We start from the raw sequence: 20,985 nt of genomic DNA, 5'->3' as shown, positions 1-20,985 counted from the left end.
AGTGCCCTTTGGCCGACCTTTCGCGCTGCATTAACAGTCAACACAAGTTCCAGAGCCAGGCTACCCCTGCCCTTACTTAATCAACACATCCTCGGACTGGGTGGCGGCCTCGTCCTGCTCCACCAGCGCCTGCATCTGCTCCACGCCCCACAGCACCCGCTCCGGGGTGGCCGGCGCGTCGATATGCGGATAGCGACGGTAGCCGGACACGCTGGCCACGGCGTCTTTCAGCGCACACCACACCGACATGCCGAGCATAAAGGGCGGCTCGCCCACGGCCTTGGAGTGGAACACGGTGTCTTCCGGGTTCTTGCGGTTTTCCACCAGCTTGACCCGGAAGTCGATGGGCATGTCCGCCACCGCCGGGATCTTGTAGCCCGCCGGGCCGTTGGTCATCAGCCGGCCCTGGTCGTTCCACACCAGCTCCTCGGTGGTGAGCCAGCCCACGCCCTGGATAAAGGCACCTTCCACCTGGCCGATGTCGATGGCCGGGTTCAGGGAATCACCCACGTCGTGCAGTATGTCGGTACGCAGTATCTTGTACTCGCCGGTCAGGGTGTCCACTACCACTTCGGCACAGGCGGCGCCGTAGGCGAAGTAGTAGAAAGGACGGCCGGAGCCGGTGGCATGGTCGTAGTAGATCTTCGGCGTTTTGTAGAACCCGGTGCTGGAGAGCGAGATCTGGTTGAAATAGGCCAGTTGCACGAACTCCTGGAACGACAGTATCTGGTGGCGGATCTGCACGAAGTTGTTCTTGAACACCACCTCTTCCGGACTGACCTTGAAGTGGCCCGCCGCCCAGTCGATCAGCCGCTGCTTGATGGTCTGGGCCGCGTTCTGGGCCGCCTTGCCGTTCAGGTCGGTGCCGCTGGACGCCGCCGTGGGCGAGGTGTTGGGCACCTTGTCGGTGTTGGTGGCAGTGATCTGGATACGATCGATATCCACCTGAAACTCTTCCGCCACTATCTGGGCCACCTTGATGTTAAGGCCCTGGCCCATTTCGGTGCCGCCGTGGTTGAGGTGGATGCTGCCGTCGGTGTAGATATGCACCAGGGCACCGGCCTGGTTGAGGAAGGTGGCGGTAAAGGAAATACCGAACTTCACCGGGGTGATGGCGATACCCTTCTTGAGGATGGGGCTCCTGGCGTTGAACGCCTTGATCTCCTCCCGCCGCCTGGCGTATTCGGACGACTGCTCCAGATCCGCCACCAGTTCGTGGATGATGTTGTGTTCCACCGGCTGGTGGTAATGGGTGACGTTGCGATCACTCTGGCCGTAGAAGTTGATCTTGCGGATCTCCAGCGGATCCTTGCCGAGCACGGCGGCGATCTCGTCCATCACGTGCTCGATGGTCATCATGCCCTGGGGGCCGCCGAAACCGCGGTAGGCGGTGTTGGAGGCGGTATTGGTCTTGCAGCGGTGGCCGATGACGGTGGCGTCGCCCAGGTAGTAGGCATTGTCCGAATGGAACATGGCCCGATCGACGATGGAGGAAGACAAGTCCGGTGAGTAGCCGCAGTTGCCGGCCACCACGATTTCCGCCGCCTCGATGCGGCCGTTATCGTCGAAGCCGATCTTGTACTGGTTGAAGAAGGGATGGCGCTTGCCGGTCATCATCATGTCTTCCACCCGCGGCAGACGCATCTTGGCCGGACGACCGGTCAACCGGGCCACTACCGCGGCCATGCAGGCCGGACCGGCGGCCTGGGTTTCCTTGCCGCCGAAGCCGCCGCCCATGCGGCGCATGTCGATAACGACCTTGTGCATGGCAACGCCGAGCACGCTGGCCACCAGCTTCTGCACTTCGGTCGGGTTCTGGCTGGAGGTGAACACCAGCATGCCGCCGTCTTCGGTGGGCACGACCGAGCTGATTTGGGTTTCCAGGTAGAAGTGCTCTTGGCCGCCAATATGCAGGCTGCCCTCGATCACGTGCTTGGCGCGCTTGAGCCCGGCGGCGGAATCACCACGCTGCTGCTTGTGGCTTTCGGTGACAAACAGCTCTTTTTCCAGCGCCTCTTCCACCGACAGCACCGCCGGCAGCTCTTCGTATTCCACTATCGCGGCCATGGCCGCCTTGCGGGCGGTGTCGAGGTCGTTGGCGGCCACCGCCAGCACCGGCTGGCCATAGTATTCCACTTTGCCGTCGGCCAGCAGGGGATCACCCGCCAGCACCGGGCCGATATCCAGCTCGCCGGGCACGTCCTCGGCGGTGATGGCGATGGCCACCCCGTCGAATTCATAGCAGGGGCTCACATCCAGCCTGGTGATGCGGGCGTGGGCCTTATCGGACAGCCGGGCGTACACGTGCAGCTGATTGGGGAACTCCAGCCGATCGTCGATGTACTGGGCCTCGCCGGCCACCTGCATGGCGGCACTGTCGTGGGGCACGCTCTTGCCCACGCCGGTTTGCAGGTCCTGTTTGATCCTTTCCATCATTTCGTCGATGGTGAGCGTGTTCAGCGGTTTGTTAGACATAAGACGTCACCCTGGTTTCCAGTTTCAGATCCTGTTGCTCGATAAAGAACTTGTAGAGCAGGTTGGCCGCGGTCTTGCTCCGGTATTCCTTGCTGGCGCGGAAATCGGACAGCGGCTGGAAGTCACCCTCCAGGGCCTTCATCGCCGCTTTGACGGTGGCGTGATTCCAGTTCTGGCCCACCAGCGCCTGCTCGCAGGCCGCGGCCCGTTTGGGCGTGGCCGCCATGCCGCCGAAGCCGATACGGGCTTCCACCACCTTGCCATTGGCTATGATCAGGTTGAAGGCACCGCAGACTGCGGAAATATCGTCGTCTATCCGTTTGGACAGCTTGTACACCCTGAAGTGCTGGTTGGCCGCGGGTTTGGGCACTATCACCTTCTCGATGAACTCGCCTTCCTCCTGGGCGGTCACCTTGTAGCTCAGGAAGTAGTCCTCGATGGGCAGCTCGCGTACCCGTTCGCCCTTGCGCAGCACCAGGCGGGCATCGAGGGCAATCAGCACCGGCGGCGCGTCGCCGATGGGCGAGGCGTTACCGATGTTGCCGCCCAGGGTGCCCTGATTGCGGATCTGCAGGGAAGCGAAGCGGTGCAGCAGCTCGCCGAAGTCGGGATAGCTGCGGCTCAGGGCCTCGTAGCTGTCACTCAAGGAGCGGGCGGCGCCGATCACCAGTTGCTCATCGTCTTCTTCCAGCTGCTTCATGTCGGCCACATTGCCCACGTAGATCATCTTGGGCAGCTCGCGATAGAACTGGGTCACTTCCAGCGCCAGATCGGTGCCGCCGGCCAGCAGCCGGGCATCAGGATGCTGCACCAGCAGGGTCGCCAGTTCGGCGCTGGAGGTGGGCGAAAAGCACACCTTGTCGTCCCCTTCCAGGGTCACCAGGGTATCGGTCTCGATCTGCGCCAGCTTGGCCAGCACCTCGGCCTCGTAGCGGGAAAAGTCGTCGGCCAGCTGCGGCTGCTCGGCGATGGCCTTGGCGGCATCGACGATGGGGCGGTAACCGGTGCAGCGGCACAGGTTGCCGGCCAGGGCCTCGAGGATGTCGTGCTTGTCGGCCGCGGGCTTGTTCTTGCTCAGGGCAAACATCGACATGATAAAGCCCGGGGTGCAGAAGCCGCACTGGGAACCGTGGAAGTCCACCATGCTCTGCTGCACCGGGTGCAGGCGGCCGTCCTTCGACCTGAGGTCCTCCACCGTAATCAACTGCTTGCCGTGCAGCGCCGACACGAAGGTCAGGCAGGAGTTGACCGAGCGATAACGGATGCGATCGCCTTCCGGCTCGCCCAGCACCACGGTACAGGCGCCGCAGTCCCCGGACGCGCATCCTTCCTTGGTGCCGCTCTTAGCCGCGCGGGTACGCAGATAATTCAACACCGTCATATTTGGCGAAAGGTCCTTCTCCTCCCGCAACTCCTGGTTAAGTAGGAACTTAATCAAGGCTTGCCTCCTTCAGTGAGTACACTGCACACATTGCCGACCAAACGGATTGGTTTTGTCTTTAAATGTAATTAAAATAAAAAACTGACCCATGAGTCAACAAAAATTTCACAGCCGGGTAACCGTTTTGTTGCCACTTTTGTTGTCACTGGGTGTTAAGTAGTTGCCGGGACAAGCAATTAGTTAAATAGTTGTATACGTTAGTGACAGCAATTTTTCTGGCCTTTTGTGTTAAGTGTAGCGGGAGCGGAACAGGACATGATTCAAGCAACGGCGCCAACCGAACGACGACGGGTACAGCGGGTGTTTATGGGGGTGGCCCTGGCCATCATGCTGGGAGCACTGGAGATCACCCTGTTGATGCCCGCGCTCTCTACCCTCGGACGGGCTTTTTCGGCACCGGAACTGGCCCCGCTGCTGGTAAGCAGCTACCTCTTTGCCATGACCCTCAGCATGCCCATCTACGGCCGGCTGAGCGACCGCTTCGGGCGCCGTCCCTGCCAGGCCATCGCCATTTTGCTCTTTACCCTGGGCTCGCTCGCCAGCAGCCTGGTCGACACCCTGCCGGCCCTGCTGGCCACCCGGCTGCTGACCGGAGCCGGCGGCGGCGGCCTGATCGCCCTCTCTTTTGCGGTCATCGCCGATGTTATCCCGCCCCGCCACGTGGGCCGTTACCAAGGCTATATTTCCGCCATCTTCGCCATCTCCAGCGTAGCCGGCCCCTTGCTGGGCGCCTTTATCATCGGCCTGCTCGACTGGCGCTGGCTGTTCGTGTTCAAGGTGCCCCTGGGACTGCTGGCGCTCTGGCTCAACCACTGGGCACTGAAAGACCTGGGTCATAAGGGGAACAGAAGCCGGCAGGATACCGTCGGGATTCTGTTGCTGCTGATCACCGGTCTCGGCTGGGGACTGTCGACCAATATCGACCTGATTGCCCCGAAACTGGCTATTTATCAATCACTGCTGCTGGGGCTGGCAACGCTGCTGAGCCTGGGGTTGCTGTGGCAGCAGTGGCGCCATCCAGATCCGGTGCTGCCACTGCGTTTTCTGCAGGAAAAACTATTTCGTACCGCCGTCTTGCTACTCGCCCTCTCGGAAGCCATACGCCTGGCGCTGCTGGTCTATGTGCCCCTCGGGCTGGAGCAACAACTGGGGCTGACCCCATCCCAAACCAGCCTGGTGTTGTTGTGGTTCATCCTGAGCGTGACCCTCGGCACCTTTATCAGCGGCAAGCGCATCGCTCGCCAAGGATTTTGCCAACCCTTTCCCTGGCTGGGCGGGTTGGCTCTGGGGGCGGGCTGTATCGGCCTGTGGTGGGTGTTCCGCCATGATAAACCGGGGCTCTGGCTTTATCCGGCCCTGATTGCTTCCGGGGTCGGTATCGGATTTCTAATCGTGGCCTGCTCCATCGCGGTACAAAATGCCCTGCCTCCCAGGCAACTGGGGTCGGGGCTGGCACTGATGAACTTTATCCGCTCTCTGGGGGGAACTCTGGGTGTGGCCCTGCTCGGTTGGCAATACCAAAGCAGCGCCGACTGGATCATGCCGGTATTTGTATCCATGTCGGGCTATGCCCTGTGTTGCCTGATACTGGGCGTGCTGATGCCGGATGCCAGCCTCGGAGAGACCGCCAAAAACGACCCGGCACCACGCTAGCCCTCGTTCAGTGACGTCACCCGGCAACCATCGATCACCAGCCGGGTGATCACCTCGGCGGCCTGCTCGAAGTCGCCGTCATCGAGCTCAGCCTTGCCCAGCGCCATGGTGATCTGCCAGTTGAAGTCGGCGTAGGTCTGAGTTGAAGCCCATATGGCAAACAGCAGATGGCGGGTATCAACGGAGATCATCAGACCCTGTTCCATCCAGTCCGCCAGCTTGGCACTCAGGGTTCGGGTCTGCTCGCTCAGCCGGGCGATGATATCTTCCGGCAGATGCGGTGCACCGTGCATGATTTCATTGGCAAACACCTTGGAAGCATAAGGATAGTCTTTTGAAATAAGTAGCTTGGCCTTGATATAGGCGGTGAGTGCCTTGACCGGATCCCGATATTCGATAAAAGGGGCAGAGGCCGCCAGCAAGGGCTCGGTCACGCTTTCCAGCACCGCCCGGTACAGTTTTTCCTTGCTGCCGAAGTAGTAGTAGATATTGGGTTTGGGTAATTCGGCCAACTCGGCAATATCGGCGGTTTTAGTGGCGGCATAGCCGTTTTCTGCAAAAATCCGGCTGGCGGCACGGATGATTATTTCTTCGTTCTTTGCTCTTATCCGGGACATACTGATGTTCAGGCTCCAGGCCACAAAATGAGAATTTATTTTTGCTAACCATACCGGAATCCAGTAAAAAAGAGTAAAAAAAAGCGCCCACGTCAGTGGGCGCAGAAAAATGAGTAACCAAGGTTACCCCTCGACCAAAACAACAAGTTTACTACACGGACCGCCAGGCTAGCTGCAATCTGCAACCAGCTCGGCCAATTTGATACCTGCGACCGCGCAGGCTTCGTCCACATCCGACTGATCACCGGTAATACCCACGGCGCCCAGCAGCCGTTGCTGGTCGTCACGGATCAGTACACCTCCCGGTACCGGCAGTATATTGCCCTGAGCCAGTACGTTGACCGCCGACATAAAAGCCGGCCGGGCCGCGGCCATGTCCGCCAGACCGCGCGAACTGCGCCCCAGGGCTATGGCCCCCCAGGCCTTGCCGATGGCAATATCCGGCCGCAACAGACTGGAACCATCCTGACGCTGCAGCGATACCAGCCGGCCGGCATTGTCCAGCACCGCAACGGTGAGCGGTGCCGCAGACACCTCCAGCGCATGTTGCAAGGCGCCGCGCGTGATCGTCAGTGCCTGTTCAAGTGTAACTGTACTCATTACCTGGACTCCCTGTCAGCTGTAACAACGGTGATAAATTGAGTACCAATAAAACACAAAAAAGGAACAATGTTAAGATCATTTGTATACATTTAATCTAAAAGTAATTTTTCCCTTACGCCCCGGATAGAATAAGGACATCTGGAACGAGGAGCTTTACCATCCGGGAAAGCCAGCCATGGCATGTTCTTTGCTGTATCCTATGGCGGTTCGCACGGGCATCTGGGATGGGGAAGAAAGGTATGCTGGACTTACGACAGGTTTCGCCGGTTAACTGGTTTATGTGCTGGTTGCTGCTGAGCTGCACCCTGATCACCTTGCTGCCGGACAGTCTTTTTACCGGCGCCGCCGGCCTCTGGCTGGCCAATTTTCAGTTGCTGTTCATACTGGGCATGGTCGCATCCGCTTCCTATTTTCTATCCCATGCCGCCATCATGCTGTTTCAGCACCTGTTTTACCGCAAGCAACGCCTGGTAAGGCAGAAGCTGCTGAAGGAACTGCTGGACTATCTGGATGCCGGTGAAAAAGCGGTACTGCGGGAGTTCGTAATCCAACGCAAGAGCGTCATAAAATTGCCGGTGACCGAGCCTGCCGTCAAAAATCTGTTGGAGCAAGGCATTTTGACCTACGCCTATGGCGAGCCCAACGAACCAGGCCTCAACGCCATTAAGCCATTGATGATCACCATCGAAACCCGTCCACTGCTGACCTTCAAGGTGCTGGGGCTGAATCCGGCCAATATGACCGAAGAGCAGAAAAACATGATCCTCAATACCCGCCCCAAATACGCCTATAAACAGCTGGGCCGGAACTGAGCTCCCGAGACCGCACCGGGCCCTGCCGGCTTTGTCAGCCGGCGGTTCTCTCCTTCAGGTAACCTTCATAATCCGGGATACGGATGCTGAAATCCCGGCTCATCTGGGTACTGTCCATCAACATGTCGGCGGTGGAGATATTGGTTGCAACCGGGATATTCCACACCGTGGCCAGGCGCAGCAGGGCCTTGACGTCCGGGTCGTGCGGTACCGCATTGAGCGGGTCCCAGAAAAAAATCAGTACATCGATTTTTCCTTCCGCAATCATCGCACCCAACTGCTGATCCCCCCCCATGGGGCCAGACATCAGGCAGCGCACCGGCAGCCCGACCTTGCGGCTGAGCATGGTACCTGTGGTGCCGGTGGCATACAGGTGGTGCAGTTTCAGCTCTTCGGCCCGGCTGGCCACCCACTCCAGCAGTTGCTCTTTCATATGGTCGTGGGCGACCAAGGCGACATTTTTGTGCGAAGGCAGAGTTCTTTGAGTATTTTTCATCGCTATCTACATCCTTGCTAAAGTCTGGTTCCATAATATCCAAAGCCGGCACGGATGAGCAGCCCTAAACAACAAAAAGCCCCGCGCGGTTTTTTTGTTGTTGCCCGGAGCCTGAACTTAGTCATCGTCCACACACTGGGCCTGCTGATAGCTCTGGAGCCCCGCCTTGCCGATAAGCCCGAGCCGGGTCTCGAGCCAGTCTACATGCTCTTCTTCGTTTTCCAGGATCTCGCTGAACAGATCCTGGCCGATATAATTCCGCACCGACTCCACATAGGCGATGGCTTCCTTGAGGTCGGGAATGCCATCCGTCTCCAGCGGCAGATCGGCCTTGAGCATTTCCTCGGAGTCTTCACAGATACGCAGACGACCGACAGCCTGCAGGGTGGGAATGCCTTCCAGAAACAGAATATGTTCGGCCAGGCGGTCTGCATGTTTCATTTCTTCGATGGATTCGTGGTATTAGTGCTTCAGGCCCCAATCCTTGTACATTCAGGCATGCAGGAAATACCGGTTGATGGCAATCAGCTCGCTGCCCAGCACCTGGTGAGGTGGGAAATAATCTTGGGGTCCCCTTTCACAGAACCGGACTCCTGTCGGTGGAAAGCCCTCTAAAAGTGGTTCAGGGGATAAAATTGATAACGCGGGGTCAGGCGACTTCGTAGTAAAGCGGGGTCTTGGCGTTCTCTTCGGCCAATATGGCCATGGCCACCGGGACACACTTGCCACACTGGGAACCCACACCCAGTTCGCGCTTCAGCTGTTTGAACTCGGAGTTACCTTCGGCAATGGCCTGCTTAAGCTGACGCTCGGTAATGCCTTTGCACAAACACACATACATAAGAGAAATCCTCCGCCTCGACAGAACAAATCTAAATGATAGTGGTTATCAATGCAAGTCATCCTGACCGAAAAAAAACGGCTCAGATCACATATTCAGGCTGAGTCGTCAGCCCGTTCCAGGCCTGATACATGGTCAGGAACACCTCGCCGTTCAGGCTGTCGAGCAAGGTGCTCTGCTGCAGTCGATCCATCACCGGTCCCTTGACTTCGGCAAGATGAAAACCGATGCCGGCCAGTTGCAGCCGCGCGTTGATCATCAGCAGGCTGTCCAACGCAGAGGCATCGATACGGTTGACAGCGCTGCATTGCAGCACCAGATGCCGTAGTTCGGGTCTGACACTCACCAGGGTGGCGACGATGTCTTCCAACTGACCGGCGTTAGCGAAATACAGACTTTCATCCACCCGCAGGCAGAGCAGGCTCTTGTCCAGTTCTACCCGGTGACGCAGCCGGTTGCGGAAATGCTCGGTGCCGGCGATGAGACCGACTTCGGCCCAGTGCGGCTTGTAGCTGTGATAGAGATGCAGCAGCAGGGAAACCGCAATCCCGGCCAGTAATCCCAGCTCCACGTTCACCGCCAGGGTCACCAGGAAGGTCAGCGCAAGGGCGGCAAAGTCGGTTCGGGAGTAACACCAGGTGCGGCGAAACTGGCCCAAATCCAGCAGCCCCAGCACGGCGACGACGATGGTGGCGGCCAGCACAGCCTTGGGCAAGACACTGAGCCAGGGCGCAAACAAGAGCCCCGCCAGGCCGATGCCGACGGCGGTATAGATGCCGGCCGCCGGGGTCTGGGCGCCGGCATCGAAATTAACCACGGAGCGAGCGAAGCCGCCGGTAACCGGCATGCCCCCGGACAAACCGGCGGCGATATTGGAGACGCCCAACCCGATCAGCTCCTGGTTGGCGGAAATGCGCTGGCGTCGCCTGGCCGCCAGCGTCTGTCCCACAGAAACCGACTCCACGAAGCCCACCAGTGCCAACAACAACGACGGCAGTATCAGTGCCTGCCAAGGCAAGGCAGACCAACGCGGCCAGCTCCAGGCGGGCAACCCCGCCGGCACCTCCCCCACCAGGGCAACGCCCAGGGCCTCCAGGTCGAGTGCCCACGACAGCAGTATACCGGCGACCACCAACAGCGCCGGAGACAGCCGTACCAGAGAAGTGGACAACAGCTTGCTGACCCCCAGGCGCAACAGCATGGCCTGCAACCGGTAACGGGCCCAGAACAGCGTGAGCAAACTGGCCGTGGAAATTGCCAGGGTGGCCAGGGTGATGGCATCCCGCTGCGTGAGCAGCGTTGCCAGGGCCATCAACTGATGGCTCTCCAGCCTCACCCCCAGCAAAGGGCCGAGCTGGCTGAGGGTGATCAGCAGGGCCGAGGCACTGATAAAGCCCGACATCACCGGGTGGCTGATAAAGTGCGCGACAAAGCCCAGCCGCAGCAGGCCGAACAGTAGCAACCAGCCGCCGCTCATCAGGGCCAGGGCCAGGGCGCCATTCAGGTAATGTACCCCTTCGAGTTGCAGTTGCCCCAGGATGGAGGCCGTCATCAGCGACAGCACCGCCACCGGCCCGACCGAGAGAGTGCGGCTCGAGCCGAAAAAGCCATAGGCTACCAGCGGCAATATGCTGGCATAAAGCCCCACTTCCGGCGGTAACCCCGCCAGCAGGGCATAGGCCAGGGACTGGGGGATCAGCATCAAGGTCACGATCAGCGCCGCCCCCAGATCCTGGGCCAGGGTGGCCCTGTCGTAGTGGCGGCACCAGTCGAGCAGAGGCCGCAGCACGGCTCAGCTCTTGAAACGGGCGTCGAACAACGGAGCCATCGGTGACAGGTCGTAACCGGCCTGGGCGGCGGCGGCGACCAGTTCCGCCGATGTGTGCCGGCTAGACTGAGCCAGGGCCCAGAGTGTGATGGAACGGGTACCGCTACGGCAGAAGGCCAACACCGGTTGTCCGGTCGCGGCCAGGACCTGGTCGAAGGCCATGACGGCCTCCGGGGTGAAGTTGCCGGAGCTGATGGGAATCCAGTGCCAGTCGAAACCCAGCTCCCGCGCCCTGGCCGCCAGCATTTCGGCCCCGGGTTGCCCATCCACCTCTCCGTCGGGCCTGTTGCAGATCAGGGTTCCGAATCCCTGGGCCTTCAGCTGGGGCAGATCGGCCTCGGTGACCTGATCCGCAACGGCGAAGGAGGCGTTAACCTGTCTGATGTCCATATTGATCCTCGCTATAAAAGGCAACGGCGTTGAAAGATAGCCGACATCGAGCGCCAACATTAAATTAGAATATTCTAATTTTTTATTTTCATGCAAGCCCCAAAACGCAAAAAGGAGGCCGAAGCCTCCTTTTTAGCGCGGATCAGATCAATTACTTGACGATCTTGGCTACCACGCCGGCGCCTACGGTACGGCCACCTTCACGGATGGCGAAACGCAGACCTTCTTCCATCGCGATGGGAGCAATCAGGCTGACCACCATCTTGATGTTGTCGCCAGGCATAACCATCTCGACGCCTTCCGGCAGTTCGATGGTACCGGTCACGTCAGTAGTACGGAAGTAGAACTGGGGACGGTAGCCTTTGAAGAACGGGGTGTGACGACCACCTTCTTCCTTGGACAGCACGTATACTTCAGATTCGAAGTCGGTGTGCGGCTTGATGGAGCCGGGCTTGGCCAGAACCTGACCACGCTCAACGTCTTCACGCTTGGTGCCACGCAGCAGTACGCCCACGTTCTCACCGGCACGGCCTTCGTCCAGCAGTTTGCGGAACATTTCAACGCCGGTACAAGTGGTCTTGGTGGTATCCTTGATACCCACGATTTCCACTTCTTCACCCACTTTCACGATACCGCGCTCAACACGGCCGGTGACCACGGTACCACGACCCTGGATGGAGAATACGTCTTCGATCGGCATCAGGAAGGCACCGTCGATGGCACGCTCGGGCTCAGGGATGTAGGTATCCAGGGCGTTGGCCAGCTCGATGATTTTCTCTTCCCACTGAGCATCGCCTTCCAGACCTTTCAGGGCAGAACCCTGGATAACCGGGATGTCGTCGCCCGGGAAGTCGTACTCGGACAGCAGCTCGCGCACTTCCATTTCTACCAGCTCGAGCAGCTCTTCATCGTCAACCATGTCACACTTGTTCATGAACACAACGATGTAAGGTACGCCTACCTGGCGGGCCAGCAGGATGTGTTCACGGGTTTGCGGCATGGGACCGTCGGTGGCGGCCACAACCAGGATGGCGCCATCCATCTGGGCAGCACCGGTGATCATGTTTTTCACATAGTCGGCGTGGCCAGGGCAGTCAACGTGAGCGTAGTGACGGATTTCGGTGTCGTACTCAACGTGAGAGGCGGCGATGGTGATACCACGGGCTTTTTCTTCCGGAGCGTTGTCGATCTGATCGAACGCGCGGGCAGAACCGCCGAATTTCTTGGCCAGCACGTTGGTGATGGCAGCGGTCAGGGTGGTTTTACCGTGGTCAACGTGGCCGATGGTACCGACGTTTACGTGCGGTTTTGTACGTTCAAATTTTTCTTTAGACACGACCTAGTCCTTCCTAGTTTGATCCCACCCGCAGTACGGGTGGGGAGTTAAAACAAAAATTAATTAACCTTTACGATAAGCGATAACCGCTTCTGCCATGCTCGCAGGCACTTCGGCGTACTTGGCAAACTCCATGGAGTAAGAAGCACGACCCTGAGTCTGGGAGCGCAGATCGGTGGCGTAGCCGAACATTTCGGACAGCGGTACCAGGGCATTGATAATCTTGCCGGTAGGACCGTCTTCCATGCCTTCGATGATACCACGACGACGGTTTACGTCACCGATCACATCACCCATGTACTCTTCCGGCGTTTCTACTTCAACCTTCATCATCGGCTCAAGCAGCGCAGGATTACACTTCATGAAACCAGCTTTGAACGCCATGGAACCGGCGATCTTAAAGGCCATTTCAGAAGAGTCAACATCGTGGTAAGAACCGTCGTACAACGTGATCTTGATGTCTTCAATCGGATAGCCGGCCAGAACACCCTGCTTCATCTGCTCTTGAATACCTTTGTCGACGGCAGGGATGTATTCCTTCGGAATCACACCACCGACAACGGCGTTCTCGAACTTGTAGCCGGCGCCGGCTTCTTGTGGCTCGATCTTGATCCAGACGTGACCGAACTGGCCACGACCACCGGACTGACGCACGAATTTGCCTTCCTGCTCCACGGAGCCACGAATGGTTTCACGGTAGGCCACCTGGGGTTTGCCCACGTTGGCTTCTACCTTGAACTCGCGCTTCATGCGATCGACGATGATGTCCAGGTGCAGCTCACCCATACCGGCGATGATGGTCTGGCCGGATTCTTCGTCGGTCCATACGCGGAAAGACGGGTCTTCCTGCGCCAGGCGTCCCAGGGCCAGGCCCATTTTCTCCTGGTCGGCCTTGGTTCTCGGCTCGACGGCAACGGAGATAACCGGCTCGGGAAACTCCATCCGCTCGAGGATGATAGGCGCGTCCTGGGCACACAGGGTGTCACCGGTGGTCACGTCTTTCAGTCCGATGGCGGCGGCGATGTCACCGGCACGCACTTCCTTGATCTCTTCGCGCTTGTTGGCATGCATCTGTACGATACGGCCGAAGCGCTCGCGCTTGCCCTTGACAGAGTTCAGCACGGAGTCGCCGGAGTTGATCACACCGGAGTACACCCGGAAGAAGGTCAGGTTGCCCACGAAGGGGTCGGTCGCGATCTTGAACGCCAGTGCGGAGAAAGGCGCAGCATCGTCGGCCGGACGGGTATCCGGGGTCTCGCCGTCTTCTTTCACGCCGGTGATGGCATGAACTTCTACCGGTGAAGGCAGATATTCAACCACCACGTCCAGCATGGCCTGTACACCCTTGTTCTTGAACGCTGAGCCACAGGTCACCAGGATGACGTCGTTGTTCAGCACCCGTTGGCGGAGGGCTGACTTGATTTCTTCTTCGGTCAGCTCGCCCTCTTCCAGGTACTTGTCCATCAGTTCTTCGTTGGCTTCGGCAGCCGCCTCTACCAGGTTCTGGTGCCATTCTTCGGCCAGATCCTGCAGTTCGGCGGGAATGTCTTCGTAGACAAAAGAGGTACCGTTGTCTTCGTCACTCCAGTTAATGGCCTTCATCTTGATGAGGTCAATAACGCCTTTGAAGTTTTCTTCAGAACCGATCGGCAACTGAACAGGAATAGCCACCCCTTTCAGGCGGCTCTTGATCTGCTCGACAACACGCAGGAAATTGGCACCGGTACGGTCCATCTTGTTGACGAACGCAATCCGCGGAACCTTGTACTTGTTGGCCTGGCGCCATACGGTTTCGGACTGAGGCTGAACACCACCCACCGCACAGTAAACCATGACGGCACCGTCGAGTACTCGCATGGAACGCTCAACTTCGATGGTGAAGTCCACGTGTCCAGGGGTGTCGATGATGTTGATACGATGCAGGGGGAACTGGTGCGCCATACCGTCCCAGAAACAGGTGGTCGCGGCGGAGGTGATAGTGATACCACGCTCTTGCTCCTGCTCCATCCAGTCCATGGTAGCAGCGCCATCATGCACTTCACCGATTTTATGACTGACACCGGTATAGAACAGAACACGCTCGGTAGTAGTAGTTTTACCTGCGTCGATGTGAGCACTGATACCGATGTTACGATAGCGCTCAATTGGGGTTGTACGAGCCACAATAGTATCCTCTTGCTAAGGTCAACTGTCCTTAGTCAGCAATCGAAGGGCGCGGCCTTGACCGCGCCCATCCAATTACCAGCGATAGTGTGCGAACGCTTTGTTTGCTTCAGCCATACGGTGCACGTCTTCACGCTTCTTAACCGCAGAGCCTTTGTTTTCAGCGGCATCCAGCAGCTCGCCAGCCAGACGCTGAGCCATAGATTTTTCACCACGCTTACGAGCGGCATCGACCAACCAGCGCATGGCCAGGGCATTACGACGCACCGGGCGTACTTCAACCGGAACCTGGTAGGTAGAACCACCCACCCGGCGGGATTTAACTTCAACAGTAGGACGAACATTGTCCAGGGCTTCTTCGAACAGAGCCAGATGCTCTTTGCTGGTTTTGCCAGCAACGATGTCCAAAGCACCGTAAACAATCTTTTCAGAGGTAGATTTCTTACCGTCTACCATTACTACGTTTACGAATTTTGCCAGCAGTTCGGATCCGAACTTGGGATCCGGCAGGATTTTACGCTGGCCGATTACGCGACGTCTTGGCATTGCAAACTCTCCGTAACTTCAGGGATAACCCAAAACACAGGTTAAAAAATAAAATGTTTGGCCTTACTTAACGGAGAACCATTAAGCCTTGGGCTTCTTGGCGCCGTACTTGGAACGACCCTGGCGACGGGCGGAAACACCAGAGGTGTCCAGTGCGCCACGCACGGTGTGATAGCGCACACCGGGCAAATCTTTAACACGGCCACCGCGGATCAGCACAACGGAGTGCTCTTGCAGGTTGTGACCTTCACCACCGATGTAGGAGTTGACCTCGAAACCGTTGGTCAGACGAACACGGCACACCTTACGCAGTGCGGAGTTCGGCTTCTTCGGGGTGGTGGTGTATACGCGGGTACATACGCCGCGTTTTTGCGGGCAAGCTTCCAGCGCCGGAACGTTGCTTTTGGCTACGTTCTGTTGGCGAGGCTTGCGTACCAGCTGGTTAATTGTTGCCATTAACAGCTCCTGAAAATGTCGTTCTACAGTTGTGAAAAATCTATCCCCAAAAGTGGGGACGCAAAATTCTATGCCCGCCTCGATTGTGAGTCAAGATTTATACAATTCTTGCCGGATGATTTCTGCCGCCGGCTTCACCAGGCCTGGGGGCTGCCCCAGGCTGCCACCAGGCCCACCAGTTCATCCATGGTGATCGGCTCGCCCAGCGCCGTGTTCAGCCCTCTTGCCTGCAGATCTTCCCGCATTACATACAGGCAACCGCTGTCGGACAACGCCTGTAATCGAACCTGCCAGGCCGGCACTACTGCGGCGATGACCGCATCCTGCCATAGCAATAACCGATCTCCTTCCTGCATATAGAACAGGGCCTGGGTTAAGTCCTGGTGGCTGAAAGGGGAATGCCTTACCGTATGCAGCATGCTCACCTCAAAAGCTCAGGCGCACAGTGTAATCGGCCAGTTGCCGCTGCAACTCGGGCAATGACAACACTGTTGCCTCGATAGTTAGAGCCGTGTCGCTCAATCCGCGTTCCGCCAGCGACTCGGCACAGACGTATACCGCCTCGATATCATAAAGTTCGAGCAGACCGAAGGTCGGCGCGTAGTGACGTCCCAGCACGGCGGCAGGATCCTGCCCGCTCTGCAACTGGTAAACGCCGTCACCGATAAAAAACACGGCGATGTCTTCGCTCAGGGCCGAGGTAGCCAGCACCGCATCCAGCCCCTCCCGGCCAGAGGCCGAGCCGTGAGGCGGAGTACGAAAAACAAAAGCAAGAGTGTTCATCAGAATTGCACCACCCGGTCGGCGCTTAAGGAAGCCTGTGCCAGTGCCCCCAGCCCGCTGAGACGAAAAGGCGCTGCCACATTCCACTGCACCACCCCGGCCTGGTGCGAAGAGGTCTCGTCACTGAGCCCGCGTCGTAATGCCGCCGCCACGCAGAGATCCAGCGCCAGCCCCTGTTGCTCGGCCAGTTCGACCCAGGCCCGGTGCAGGTCGACTTCATCCCCGGCCGGCTGCACCAGCAAATTGCCGTTATGTACCCCTTCCTGATAGAAGAAGATACTGTCGATGACATGTCCCTGCTGCAACAGAGCCCGGGCGAAGCGGTAGGCGTCGGCAGATGACTGGGTGCCGTAGCAGGGGCCGGTGACCAGCAGGGCAAAATGGAGGTGGGTACGGTTCATCTGTACATCCGAAAGACGGGGCGATCTCGGACCACCCCGGACAAGATTTATTCGACGTAGGCCACGGCCTCGACTTCGACCAGGACATCCTTGGGAAGACGGGCCACTTCCACGCAGGAGCGGGCCGGGGCGCCGGCCACGAAGTAGCTGGCGTAGACTTCGTTGAACGCCAGGAAGTTGTTCATGTCGGACAGGAAGCAGGTGGTCTTCAGCACGCTGGACGCGTCGGCCCCGGCTTCGGCCAGCACGGCCATCAGGTTGTCCATCACCTGCTTGGTCTGGGCTTCGATACCGCCCTCAACGATATCCATGCTGGCCGGGTCGAGCGGGATCTGACCGGAAGTGTAGACCATGTTGCCGATACGGGTGGCCTGAACATAGGGGCCAATGGCAGCAGGGGCGTTGTCGGTGGCGATTACGGTTTTAGTCATGGGTACTCCTGGTTAGGCGATGGGTTCTTCGTCATCGCGTTTTTTTTGCCGTATATAAAGATAGACGGTGTGTTTGGATATATTCAGTTTGTCCGACACCATGGCAATGGCGTCCTTGATGTCGAAAATGCCTTTCTCATAGAGAGTGGTGACGATCTGCTTGTTCTTGGCGTTGTTGGCCACATCCGGGTCGGCATTGATTTCCTCGATGGTCCGTTCCACCGTCAGGGTCACCAGTTCTTCCACATTGTTGCTGAAGTTCTCCGGCGAGACTTCCGTCAACTCGGGCACCTTGGGTAAGAAATCGGCCATAAATTCATGAAAAGGCGCACCCAGGTGCAGATTGATACACAGCAGGCCGATGATATCGCCCTGAAGGTTACGCAGTGCCAGCGTCGAGGATTTCATCGGGGAACCTTGCCGGCTTTGGGTAAAATACGCCGGGCTGTGGTCTACCCCCTGCTGCTCCAGTTCTGGCAGCAGACGCAGTGCCAGATCGGTAATGGGCGCGCCCTGAGTACGCCCGGTATTGAAACCGTTGGCAATCTTGACCACCGAGCACTCCAAATCTTCCAACGAGTGCAACACCACCTCACAGTGCTTGCCAAACATGTCGGCCAGCCCATCCACCATGCCCGCATAACCGGCCAGCAATTGTCGATCCTGCTGGCTGAATACTCGCTTGGTGGCACTTTTTTTGAGGGAACGCGCTGTCCCCGTTTCCGCTGGCATTTCTGGCTCCCTACCGGATGTCTCGCTCCGATTTTCAACCGATGATGCCAGATGTCAACTTTTTTTGAAGGGTATAAAAAAACCGCCCGCAGGCGGTTTCCCTGTTTATCCTTCAGGCCCGCAGCGATTTTTCACCGCGGGACACGCCGCAGACTCCGCTACGCACCACCTCCACCACTTCGGTGGTGTCGCTCATGTTGCGAATAAATGCATCCAGCTTGTCGCTGGTGCCTACCAGTTGCACCGTATAGAGGTGAGGCGTCACATCGACGATCTGGCCGCGGAAGATATCGGCGGTACGCTTCACTTCGTCCCGGTTGGCACCGTCGGCACGCACCTTGACCAGCACGATTTCCCGCTCGATATGATCACCGTCGGTCAGGTCGCTCACCTTGAGCACGTCCACCAGTTTATTCAACTGCTTGGTGATCTGCTCGATAACCCTGTCGTCGCCCATGGTGACGATGGTCATGCGTGACAGAGTGGGATCCTCGGTGGGCGCCACCGTCAGGGTCTCGATATTGTAAGCCCGCTGGGAGAACAGCCCCACCACCCGGCTCAGGGCCCCGGATTCGTTCTCCAGCAACAAGGATATAATACGCCGCATCAGGTTCTCTCCGTTTTGCTTAACCACATTTCATCCATGGCGCCGGTCTTGATCTGCATGGGGTAGACATGCTCTTCCGGGTCGATCTGGATATCCATAAACACCAGCTTGTCGGTGAGGGAGAAACATTTCTCCAGCGCCGCATCCAGCTCGGCCGGATCGGTCACCCGCATGCCCACATGGCCATAGGCCTCGGCCAGCTTGACGAAGTCGGGCAAGGAGTCCATGTAGGAGTGGCTCTGCCGCCCTTCATAGAACATCTTCTGCCATTGCTTCACCATGCCCAGGGCCTGGTTGTTCATGGAAATGATCTTCACCGGAATGTTGTACTGCATGCAGGTGGAGAGTTCCTGGATATTCATCTGGATGGAGCCGTCACCGGTCACACAGACGGAAATCGCATCCGGCCGCGCCATCTTGGCCCCCATGGCCGCCGGCAGACCGAAACCCATAGTGCCGAGACCACCGGAGTTGATCCACTGGCGCGGCTTGTCGAAAGGATAGTAGAGGGCGGCGAACATCTGGTGCTGGCCCACGTCCGAACTGACCATGGCCTCGCCCTTGGTGATGCGGTATACCGCCTCGATCACCTGCTGGGGCTTGATGTACTTGTCGCTCTTCTCATAGCGCAGGCAATCGCGGGCACGCCACTGTTCGATCTGCGTCCACCAGTCGCTCATGGCCTGGCTGTCGGTTTTGAGCCCCAGCTCGCGAATGGCATCCAGCATCTGCGCCAGCACCGTGTCGGCCGAGCCGACGATGGGAATGTGGGCCTGGATGGTCTTGGAAATGGAAGTGGGATCCACGTCCACATGCACTATGGTGGCATGGGGGCAGAACTTGGCCACGTTGTTGGTCACTCGATCGTCGAAACGAGCACCGATGGCCAGGATCAGATCCGAGTTATGCATGGTCTTGTTGGCTTCGTAAGTACCATGCATACCGAGCATACCAACAAACTGCTTATGGGTACCGGGCATGCTGCCGAGGCCCATCAGGGTATTGGTGACCGGCAGGTTGAACAGCTCGGCCAGCTGCACCACCAGGGCACTGGCTTCGGCGGTGACGGCACCACCACCGACATACATGACCGGGCGCTTGGCTTCGGCCAGTGCCTTCATGGCCTTCTTGATCTGGCCTTTATGGCCGACCCCGGTCGGGTTGTAGGAGCGCATGTCCACCGAACTGGGGTAAGCGTAAGGGTGTTTCTCTCTCGGATTCTGCACGTCTTTCGGCAGGTCGACCACCACCGGTCCGGGACGACCGGTCGCCGCTATGTAGTAGGCTTTCTTGATGGCCAACGGAATATCGGTAGCCTTTTTGCACAGGAAGCTGTGTTTCACGATAGGCCGGGAAATACCGATCATGTCGGTTTCCTGGAAGGCATCATCACCGATGTAGTTGGTTGGCACCTGGCCGGACAGGATGACCATGGGGATGGAGTCCATATAGGCGGTCGCAATACCGGTGATGCAGTTGGTCGCTCCCGGGCCCGAGGTGACCAGCACGGTGCCGACTTTGCCGGTGGCACGGGTATAACCATCGGCCATGTGCACGGCGGCCTGCTCATGGCGTACCAGCACGTGCTCAATTTTACTGTTTTCGAATAAGGCGTCATAGATATCAAGTACTGAGCCGCCGGGATAACCGAAGATATGTTCGATCCCCTGGTCTTCCAGCGCTCGCACTACCATTTCCGCGCCTGATAACATCTCCATGATAAGCCCTCCAGGCTCTGCTCCGTTCACGTTACCGCTCTCCCCTATCGATATTTACAGCCTGGCCCGGCCGGGATATCACAATATGACAAAGCGAGCAGCTTTTTATCTTTATAAAACAAACACTTCTGCCAGATAGGCTACAAATAAGCAGAAAAGGGATGAAAAATCACCTTAACCTGCTTTAAATCGCTTGTCTATGGCTTTATACAAAGCTTGCGTTGAGCCGTCTGGCAGCACCTTTATAGCATATTCCGCACGGGTCAAAGGGGGCCAGTTTCGGCCTTACAGGCAGACCACCGCCACTCCCGCATCCGGCCAGCCCATCCTTCCGGCATTCCTCCCGAAACGCGATATAGAGCACCGGCACTACGCCCTCCGACACCGGTGATGCGGTCATGACGGTCACGACCATAAAAAAAGCGACAAAAGGCAATCATTGGTTTAGTCGAAATAACACCATAAAAAAAGAGCAAAAAATTAATATTAAATTGAAAATCAACATATGACACCACAACAAAGACAATAAGAAGTCATTAAAACCACGGACACCCCACCATGAAAGCACTTCAAAACATTGACACTGCTGCAGATTCCCGTTATTGGTATAGCGTTGTTAACGGATTCTTCTTTCGGTGATGAGTGATATGCAAAAG

Annotated in this window: 21 protein-coding genes and 1 pseudogene; 2 read left to right on the top strand and 20 right to left on the bottom strand. The window is 57.9% G+C overall.

The window, feature by feature from the left end; all coding sequences use genetic code 11:
- Window positions 1–72: 72 nt before the first annotated feature.
- Both xdhB and xdhA read right to left on the bottom strand, forming a co-directional pair.
- Entirely contained in the window at window positions 73–2,475 is a 2,403-nt protein-coding gene (gene xdhB, locus ACEVBK_RS01780) for a xanthine dehydrogenase molybdopterin binding subunit (RefSeq protein ID WP_375056908.1), read from the bottom strand.
- The gene (xdhA, locus tag ACEVBK_RS01775) at window positions 2,468–3,913 is read right to left on the bottom strand and encodes a xanthine dehydrogenase small subunit (RefSeq protein ID WP_375056907.1); all 1,446 of its coding nucleotides are present in this window, start codon (window positions 3,911–3,913) and stop codon (window positions 2,468–2,470) included. The genes xdhB and xdhA overlap by 8 nt, the downstream gene beginning before the upstream one ends.
- Window positions 3,914–4,171: 258 nt before the next feature.
- Between xdhA and ACEVBK_RS01770 the strand changes: the two genes are divergently transcribed.
- Window positions 4,172–5,569: an MFS transporter gene (locus ACEVBK_RS01770; protein ID WP_375056906.1), complete on the top strand. Its 1,398-nt coding sequence runs from the start codon at window positions 4,172–4,174 to the stop codon at window positions 5,567–5,569.
- On the opposite strand, the gene ACEVBK_RS01765 is transcribed toward ACEVBK_RS01770, so the two are convergent.
- Window positions 5,566–6,186, bottom strand: a complete 621-nt coding sequence (locus tag ACEVBK_RS01765; protein WP_375056905.1) for a TetR/AcrR family transcriptional regulator — start codon at window positions 6,184–6,186, stop codon at window positions 5,566–5,568. The two genes, ACEVBK_RS01770 and ACEVBK_RS01765, sit on opposite strands and share 4 nt — an antisense overlap.
- Window positions 6,187–6,354: 168 nt before the next feature.
- A complete protein-coding gene (locus ACEVBK_RS01760; RefSeq protein ID WP_375056904.1) occupies window positions 6,355–6,786 on the bottom strand; it encodes a heme-binding protein in 432 nt (143 codons plus the stop codon).
- A gap of 242 nt (window positions 6,787–7,028) precedes the next feature.
- On the opposite strand from ACEVBK_RS01760, the gene ACEVBK_RS01755 reads away from it, so the two are divergent.
- The gene (locus ACEVBK_RS01755) at window positions 7,029–7,601 is read left to right on the top strand and encodes a superinfection exclusion B family protein (protein ID WP_375056903.1); all 573 of its coding nucleotides are present in this window, start codon (window positions 7,029–7,031) and stop codon (window positions 7,599–7,601) included.
- Window positions 7,602–7,635: 34 nt separating this feature from the next.
- Here ACEVBK_RS01755 and ACEVBK_RS01750 read toward each other — a convergent pair whose 3' ends face one another.
- The 16 genes and pseudogenes from ACEVBK_RS01750 to ACEVBK_RS01675 form a co-directional block, all read right to left on the bottom strand.
- Window positions 7,636–8,097: a methylglyoxal synthase gene (locus tag ACEVBK_RS01750; RefSeq protein ID WP_375056902.1), complete on the bottom strand. Its 462-nt coding sequence runs from the start codon at window positions 8,095–8,097 to the stop codon at window positions 7,636–7,638.
- 117 nt (window positions 8,098–8,214) lie between these two features.
- A pseudogene (bfr, locus tag ACEVBK_RS01745) lies at window positions 8,215–8,678 on the bottom strand (bacterioferritin).
- Window positions 8,679–8,746: 68 nt separating this feature from the next.
- On the bottom strand, window positions 8,747–8,938 hold the full coding sequence (locus ACEVBK_RS01740) for a bacterioferritin-associated ferredoxin (protein WP_375056901.1): 192 nt from the start codon (window positions 8,936–8,938) through the stop codon (window positions 8,747–8,749).
- Between the two features lie 82 nt (window positions 8,939–9,020).
- A complete protein-coding gene (locus ACEVBK_RS01735) occupies window positions 9,021–10,727 on the bottom strand; it encodes a SulP family inorganic anion transporter (protein ID WP_375056900.1) in 1,707 nt (568 codons plus the stop codon).
- A 3-nt stretch (window positions 10,728–10,730) separates the two neighbouring features.
- Complete coding sequence (locus ACEVBK_RS01730; RefSeq protein ID WP_375056899.1) at window positions 10,731–11,156, bottom strand: TIGR01244 family sulfur transferase; 426 nt, start codon at window positions 11,154–11,156, stop codon at window positions 10,731–10,733.
- A 151-nt stretch (window positions 11,157–11,307) separates the two neighbouring features.
- Window positions 11,308–12,492 carry an elongation factor Tu gene (gene tuf, locus ACEVBK_RS01725; protein ID WP_375056898.1) on the bottom strand — a complete coding sequence of 395 codons (1,185 nt, stop codon included), beginning with the start codon at window positions 12,490–12,492 and terminating at the stop codon, window positions 11,308–11,310.
- A 63-nt stretch (window positions 12,493–12,555) separates the two neighbouring features.
- The gene (fusA, locus tag ACEVBK_RS01720; RefSeq protein ID WP_375056897.1) at window positions 12,556–14,655 is read right to left on the bottom strand and encodes an elongation factor G; all 2,100 of its coding nucleotides are present in this window, start codon (window positions 14,653–14,655) and stop codon (window positions 12,556–12,558) included.
- Window positions 14,656–14,730: 75 nt separating this feature from the next.
- Window positions 14,731–15,201 carry a 30S ribosomal protein S7 gene (rpsG, locus tag ACEVBK_RS01715; RefSeq protein ID WP_106731075.1) on the bottom strand — a complete coding sequence of 157 codons (471 nt, stop codon included), beginning with the start codon at window positions 15,199–15,201 and terminating at the stop codon, window positions 14,731–14,733.
- 81 nt (window positions 15,202–15,282) lie between these two features.
- Window positions 15,283–15,657: a 30S ribosomal protein S12 gene (gene rpsL, locus ACEVBK_RS01710; RefSeq protein WP_202088767.1), complete on the bottom strand. Its 375-nt coding sequence runs from the start codon at window positions 15,655–15,657 to the stop codon at window positions 15,283–15,285.
- Window positions 15,658–15,791: 134 nt separating this feature from the next.
- The gene (gene tusB, locus ACEVBK_RS01705; protein ID WP_375056896.1) at window positions 15,792–16,076 is read right to left on the bottom strand and encodes a sulfurtransferase complex subunit TusB; all 285 of its coding nucleotides are present in this window, start codon (window positions 16,074–16,076) and stop codon (window positions 15,792–15,794) included.
- Between the two features lie 7 nt (window positions 16,077–16,083).
- Window positions 16,084–16,440, bottom strand: a complete 357-nt coding sequence (tusC, locus tag ACEVBK_RS01700; RefSeq protein WP_375056895.1) for a sulfurtransferase complex subunit TusC — start codon at window positions 16,438–16,440, stop codon at window positions 16,084–16,086.
- Window positions 16,440–16,841, bottom strand: a complete 402-nt coding sequence (gene tusD, locus ACEVBK_RS01695) for a sulfurtransferase complex subunit TusD (protein WP_375056894.1) — start codon at window positions 16,839–16,841, stop codon at window positions 16,440–16,442. Before tusD ends, tusC begins: the two co-directional genes overlap by 1 nt.
- 47 nt (window positions 16,842–16,888) lie before the next feature.
- Window positions 16,889–17,272 (bottom strand): RidA family protein, encoded by a 384-nt coding sequence (locus tag ACEVBK_RS01690; RefSeq protein WP_375056893.1) that lies wholly within the window; start codon window positions 17,270–17,272, stop codon window positions 16,889–16,891.
- A gap of 12 nt (window positions 17,273–17,284) precedes the next feature.
- On the bottom strand, window positions 17,285–18,004 hold the full coding sequence (locus ACEVBK_RS01685; protein ID WP_375056892.1) for a transcriptional regulator: 720 nt from the start codon (window positions 18,002–18,004) through the stop codon (window positions 17,285–17,287).
- Window positions 18,005–18,116: 112 nt separating this feature from the next.
- The gene (gene ilvN, locus ACEVBK_RS01680) at window positions 18,117–18,611 is read right to left on the bottom strand and encodes an acetolactate synthase small subunit (protein ID WP_202088755.1); all 495 of its coding nucleotides are present in this window, start codon (window positions 18,609–18,611) and stop codon (window positions 18,117–18,119) included.
- A complete protein-coding gene (locus ACEVBK_RS01675) occupies window positions 18,611–20,329 on the bottom strand; it encodes an acetolactate synthase 3 large subunit (protein ID WP_375056891.1) in 1,719 nt (572 codons plus the stop codon). Before ACEVBK_RS01675 ends, ilvN begins: the two co-directional genes overlap by 1 nt.
- Window positions 20,330–20,985: the final 656 nt, after the last annotated feature.

Origin of the sequence: Zobellella sp. DQSA1 (assembly GCF_041950555.1) — a bacterium.
In the GTDB taxonomy this organism is placed as follows: domain Bacteria; phylum Pseudomonadota; class Gammaproteobacteria; order Enterobacterales; family Aeromonadaceae; genus Oceanimonas.
This window is presented reverse-complemented; position numbering and strand designations above follow the sequence as displayed.

Excerpts from the sequence above, each read along its gene's own strand:
- xdhB (WP_375056908.1), bottom strand. The coding sequence starts at position 2,475 with ATGTCTAACAAACCGCTGAACACGCTCACCATCGACGAAATGATGGAA.
- ACEVBK_RS01770 (WP_375056906.1), top strand. The coding sequence starts at position 4,172 with ATGATTCAAGCAACGGCGCCAACCGAACGACGACGGGTACAGCGGGTG.
- ACEVBK_RS01765 (WP_375056905.1), bottom strand. The coding sequence starts at position 6,186 with ATGTCCCGGATAAGAGCAAAGAACGAAGAAATAATCATCCGTGCCGCC.
- ACEVBK_RS01760 (WP_375056904.1), bottom strand. The coding sequence starts at position 6,786 with ATGAGTACAGTTACACTTGAACAGGCACTGACGATCACGCGCGGCGCC.
- ACEVBK_RS01755 (WP_375056903.1), top strand. The coding sequence starts at position 7,029 with ATGCTGGACTTACGACAGGTTTCGCCGGTTAACTGGTTTATGTGCTGG.
- ACEVBK_RS01750 (WP_375056902.1), bottom strand. The coding sequence starts at position 8,097 with ATGAAAAATACTCAAAGAACTCTGCCTTCGCACAAAAATGTCGCCTTG.
- ACEVBK_RS01740 (WP_375056901.1), bottom strand. The coding sequence starts at position 8,938 with ATGTATGTGTGTTTGTGCAAAGGCATTACCGAGCGTCAGCTTAAGCAG.
- ACEVBK_RS01730 (WP_375056899.1), bottom strand. The coding sequence starts at position 11,156 with ATGGACATCAGACAGGTTAACGCCTCCTTCGCCGTTGCGGATCAGGTC.
- rpsG (WP_106731075.1), bottom strand. The coding sequence starts at position 15,201 with ATGCCAAGACGTCGCGTAATCGGCCAGCGTAAAATCCTGCCGGATCCC.
- rpsL (WP_202088767.1), bottom strand. The coding sequence starts at position 15,657 with ATGGCAACAATTAACCAGCTGGTACGCAAGCCTCGCCAACAGAACGTA.
- tusB (WP_375056896.1), bottom strand. The coding sequence starts at position 16,076 with ATGCTGCATACGGTAAGGCATTCCCCTTTCAGCCACCAGGACTTAACC.
- tusC (WP_375056895.1), bottom strand. The coding sequence starts at position 16,440 with ATGAACACTCTTGCTTTTGTTTTTCGTACTCCGCCTCACGGCTCGGCC.
- tusD (WP_375056894.1), bottom strand. The coding sequence starts at position 16,841 with ATGAACCGTACCCACCTCCATTTTGCCCTGCTGGTCACCGGCCCCTGC.
- ACEVBK_RS01690 (WP_375056893.1), bottom strand. The coding sequence starts at position 17,272 with ATGACTAAAACCGTAATCGCCACCGACAACGCCCCTGCTGCCATTGGC.
- ACEVBK_RS01685 (WP_375056892.1), bottom strand. The coding sequence starts at position 18,004 with ATGCCAGCGGAAACGGGGACAGCGCGTTCCCTCAAAAAAAGTGCCACC.
- ilvN (WP_202088755.1), bottom strand. The coding sequence starts at position 18,611 with ATGCGGCGTATTATATCCTTGTTGCTGGAGAACGAATCCGGGGCCCTG.
- ACEVBK_RS01675 (WP_375056891.1), bottom strand. The coding sequence starts at position 20,329 with ATGGAGATGTTATCAGGCGCGGAAATGGTAGTGCGAGCGCTGGAAGAC.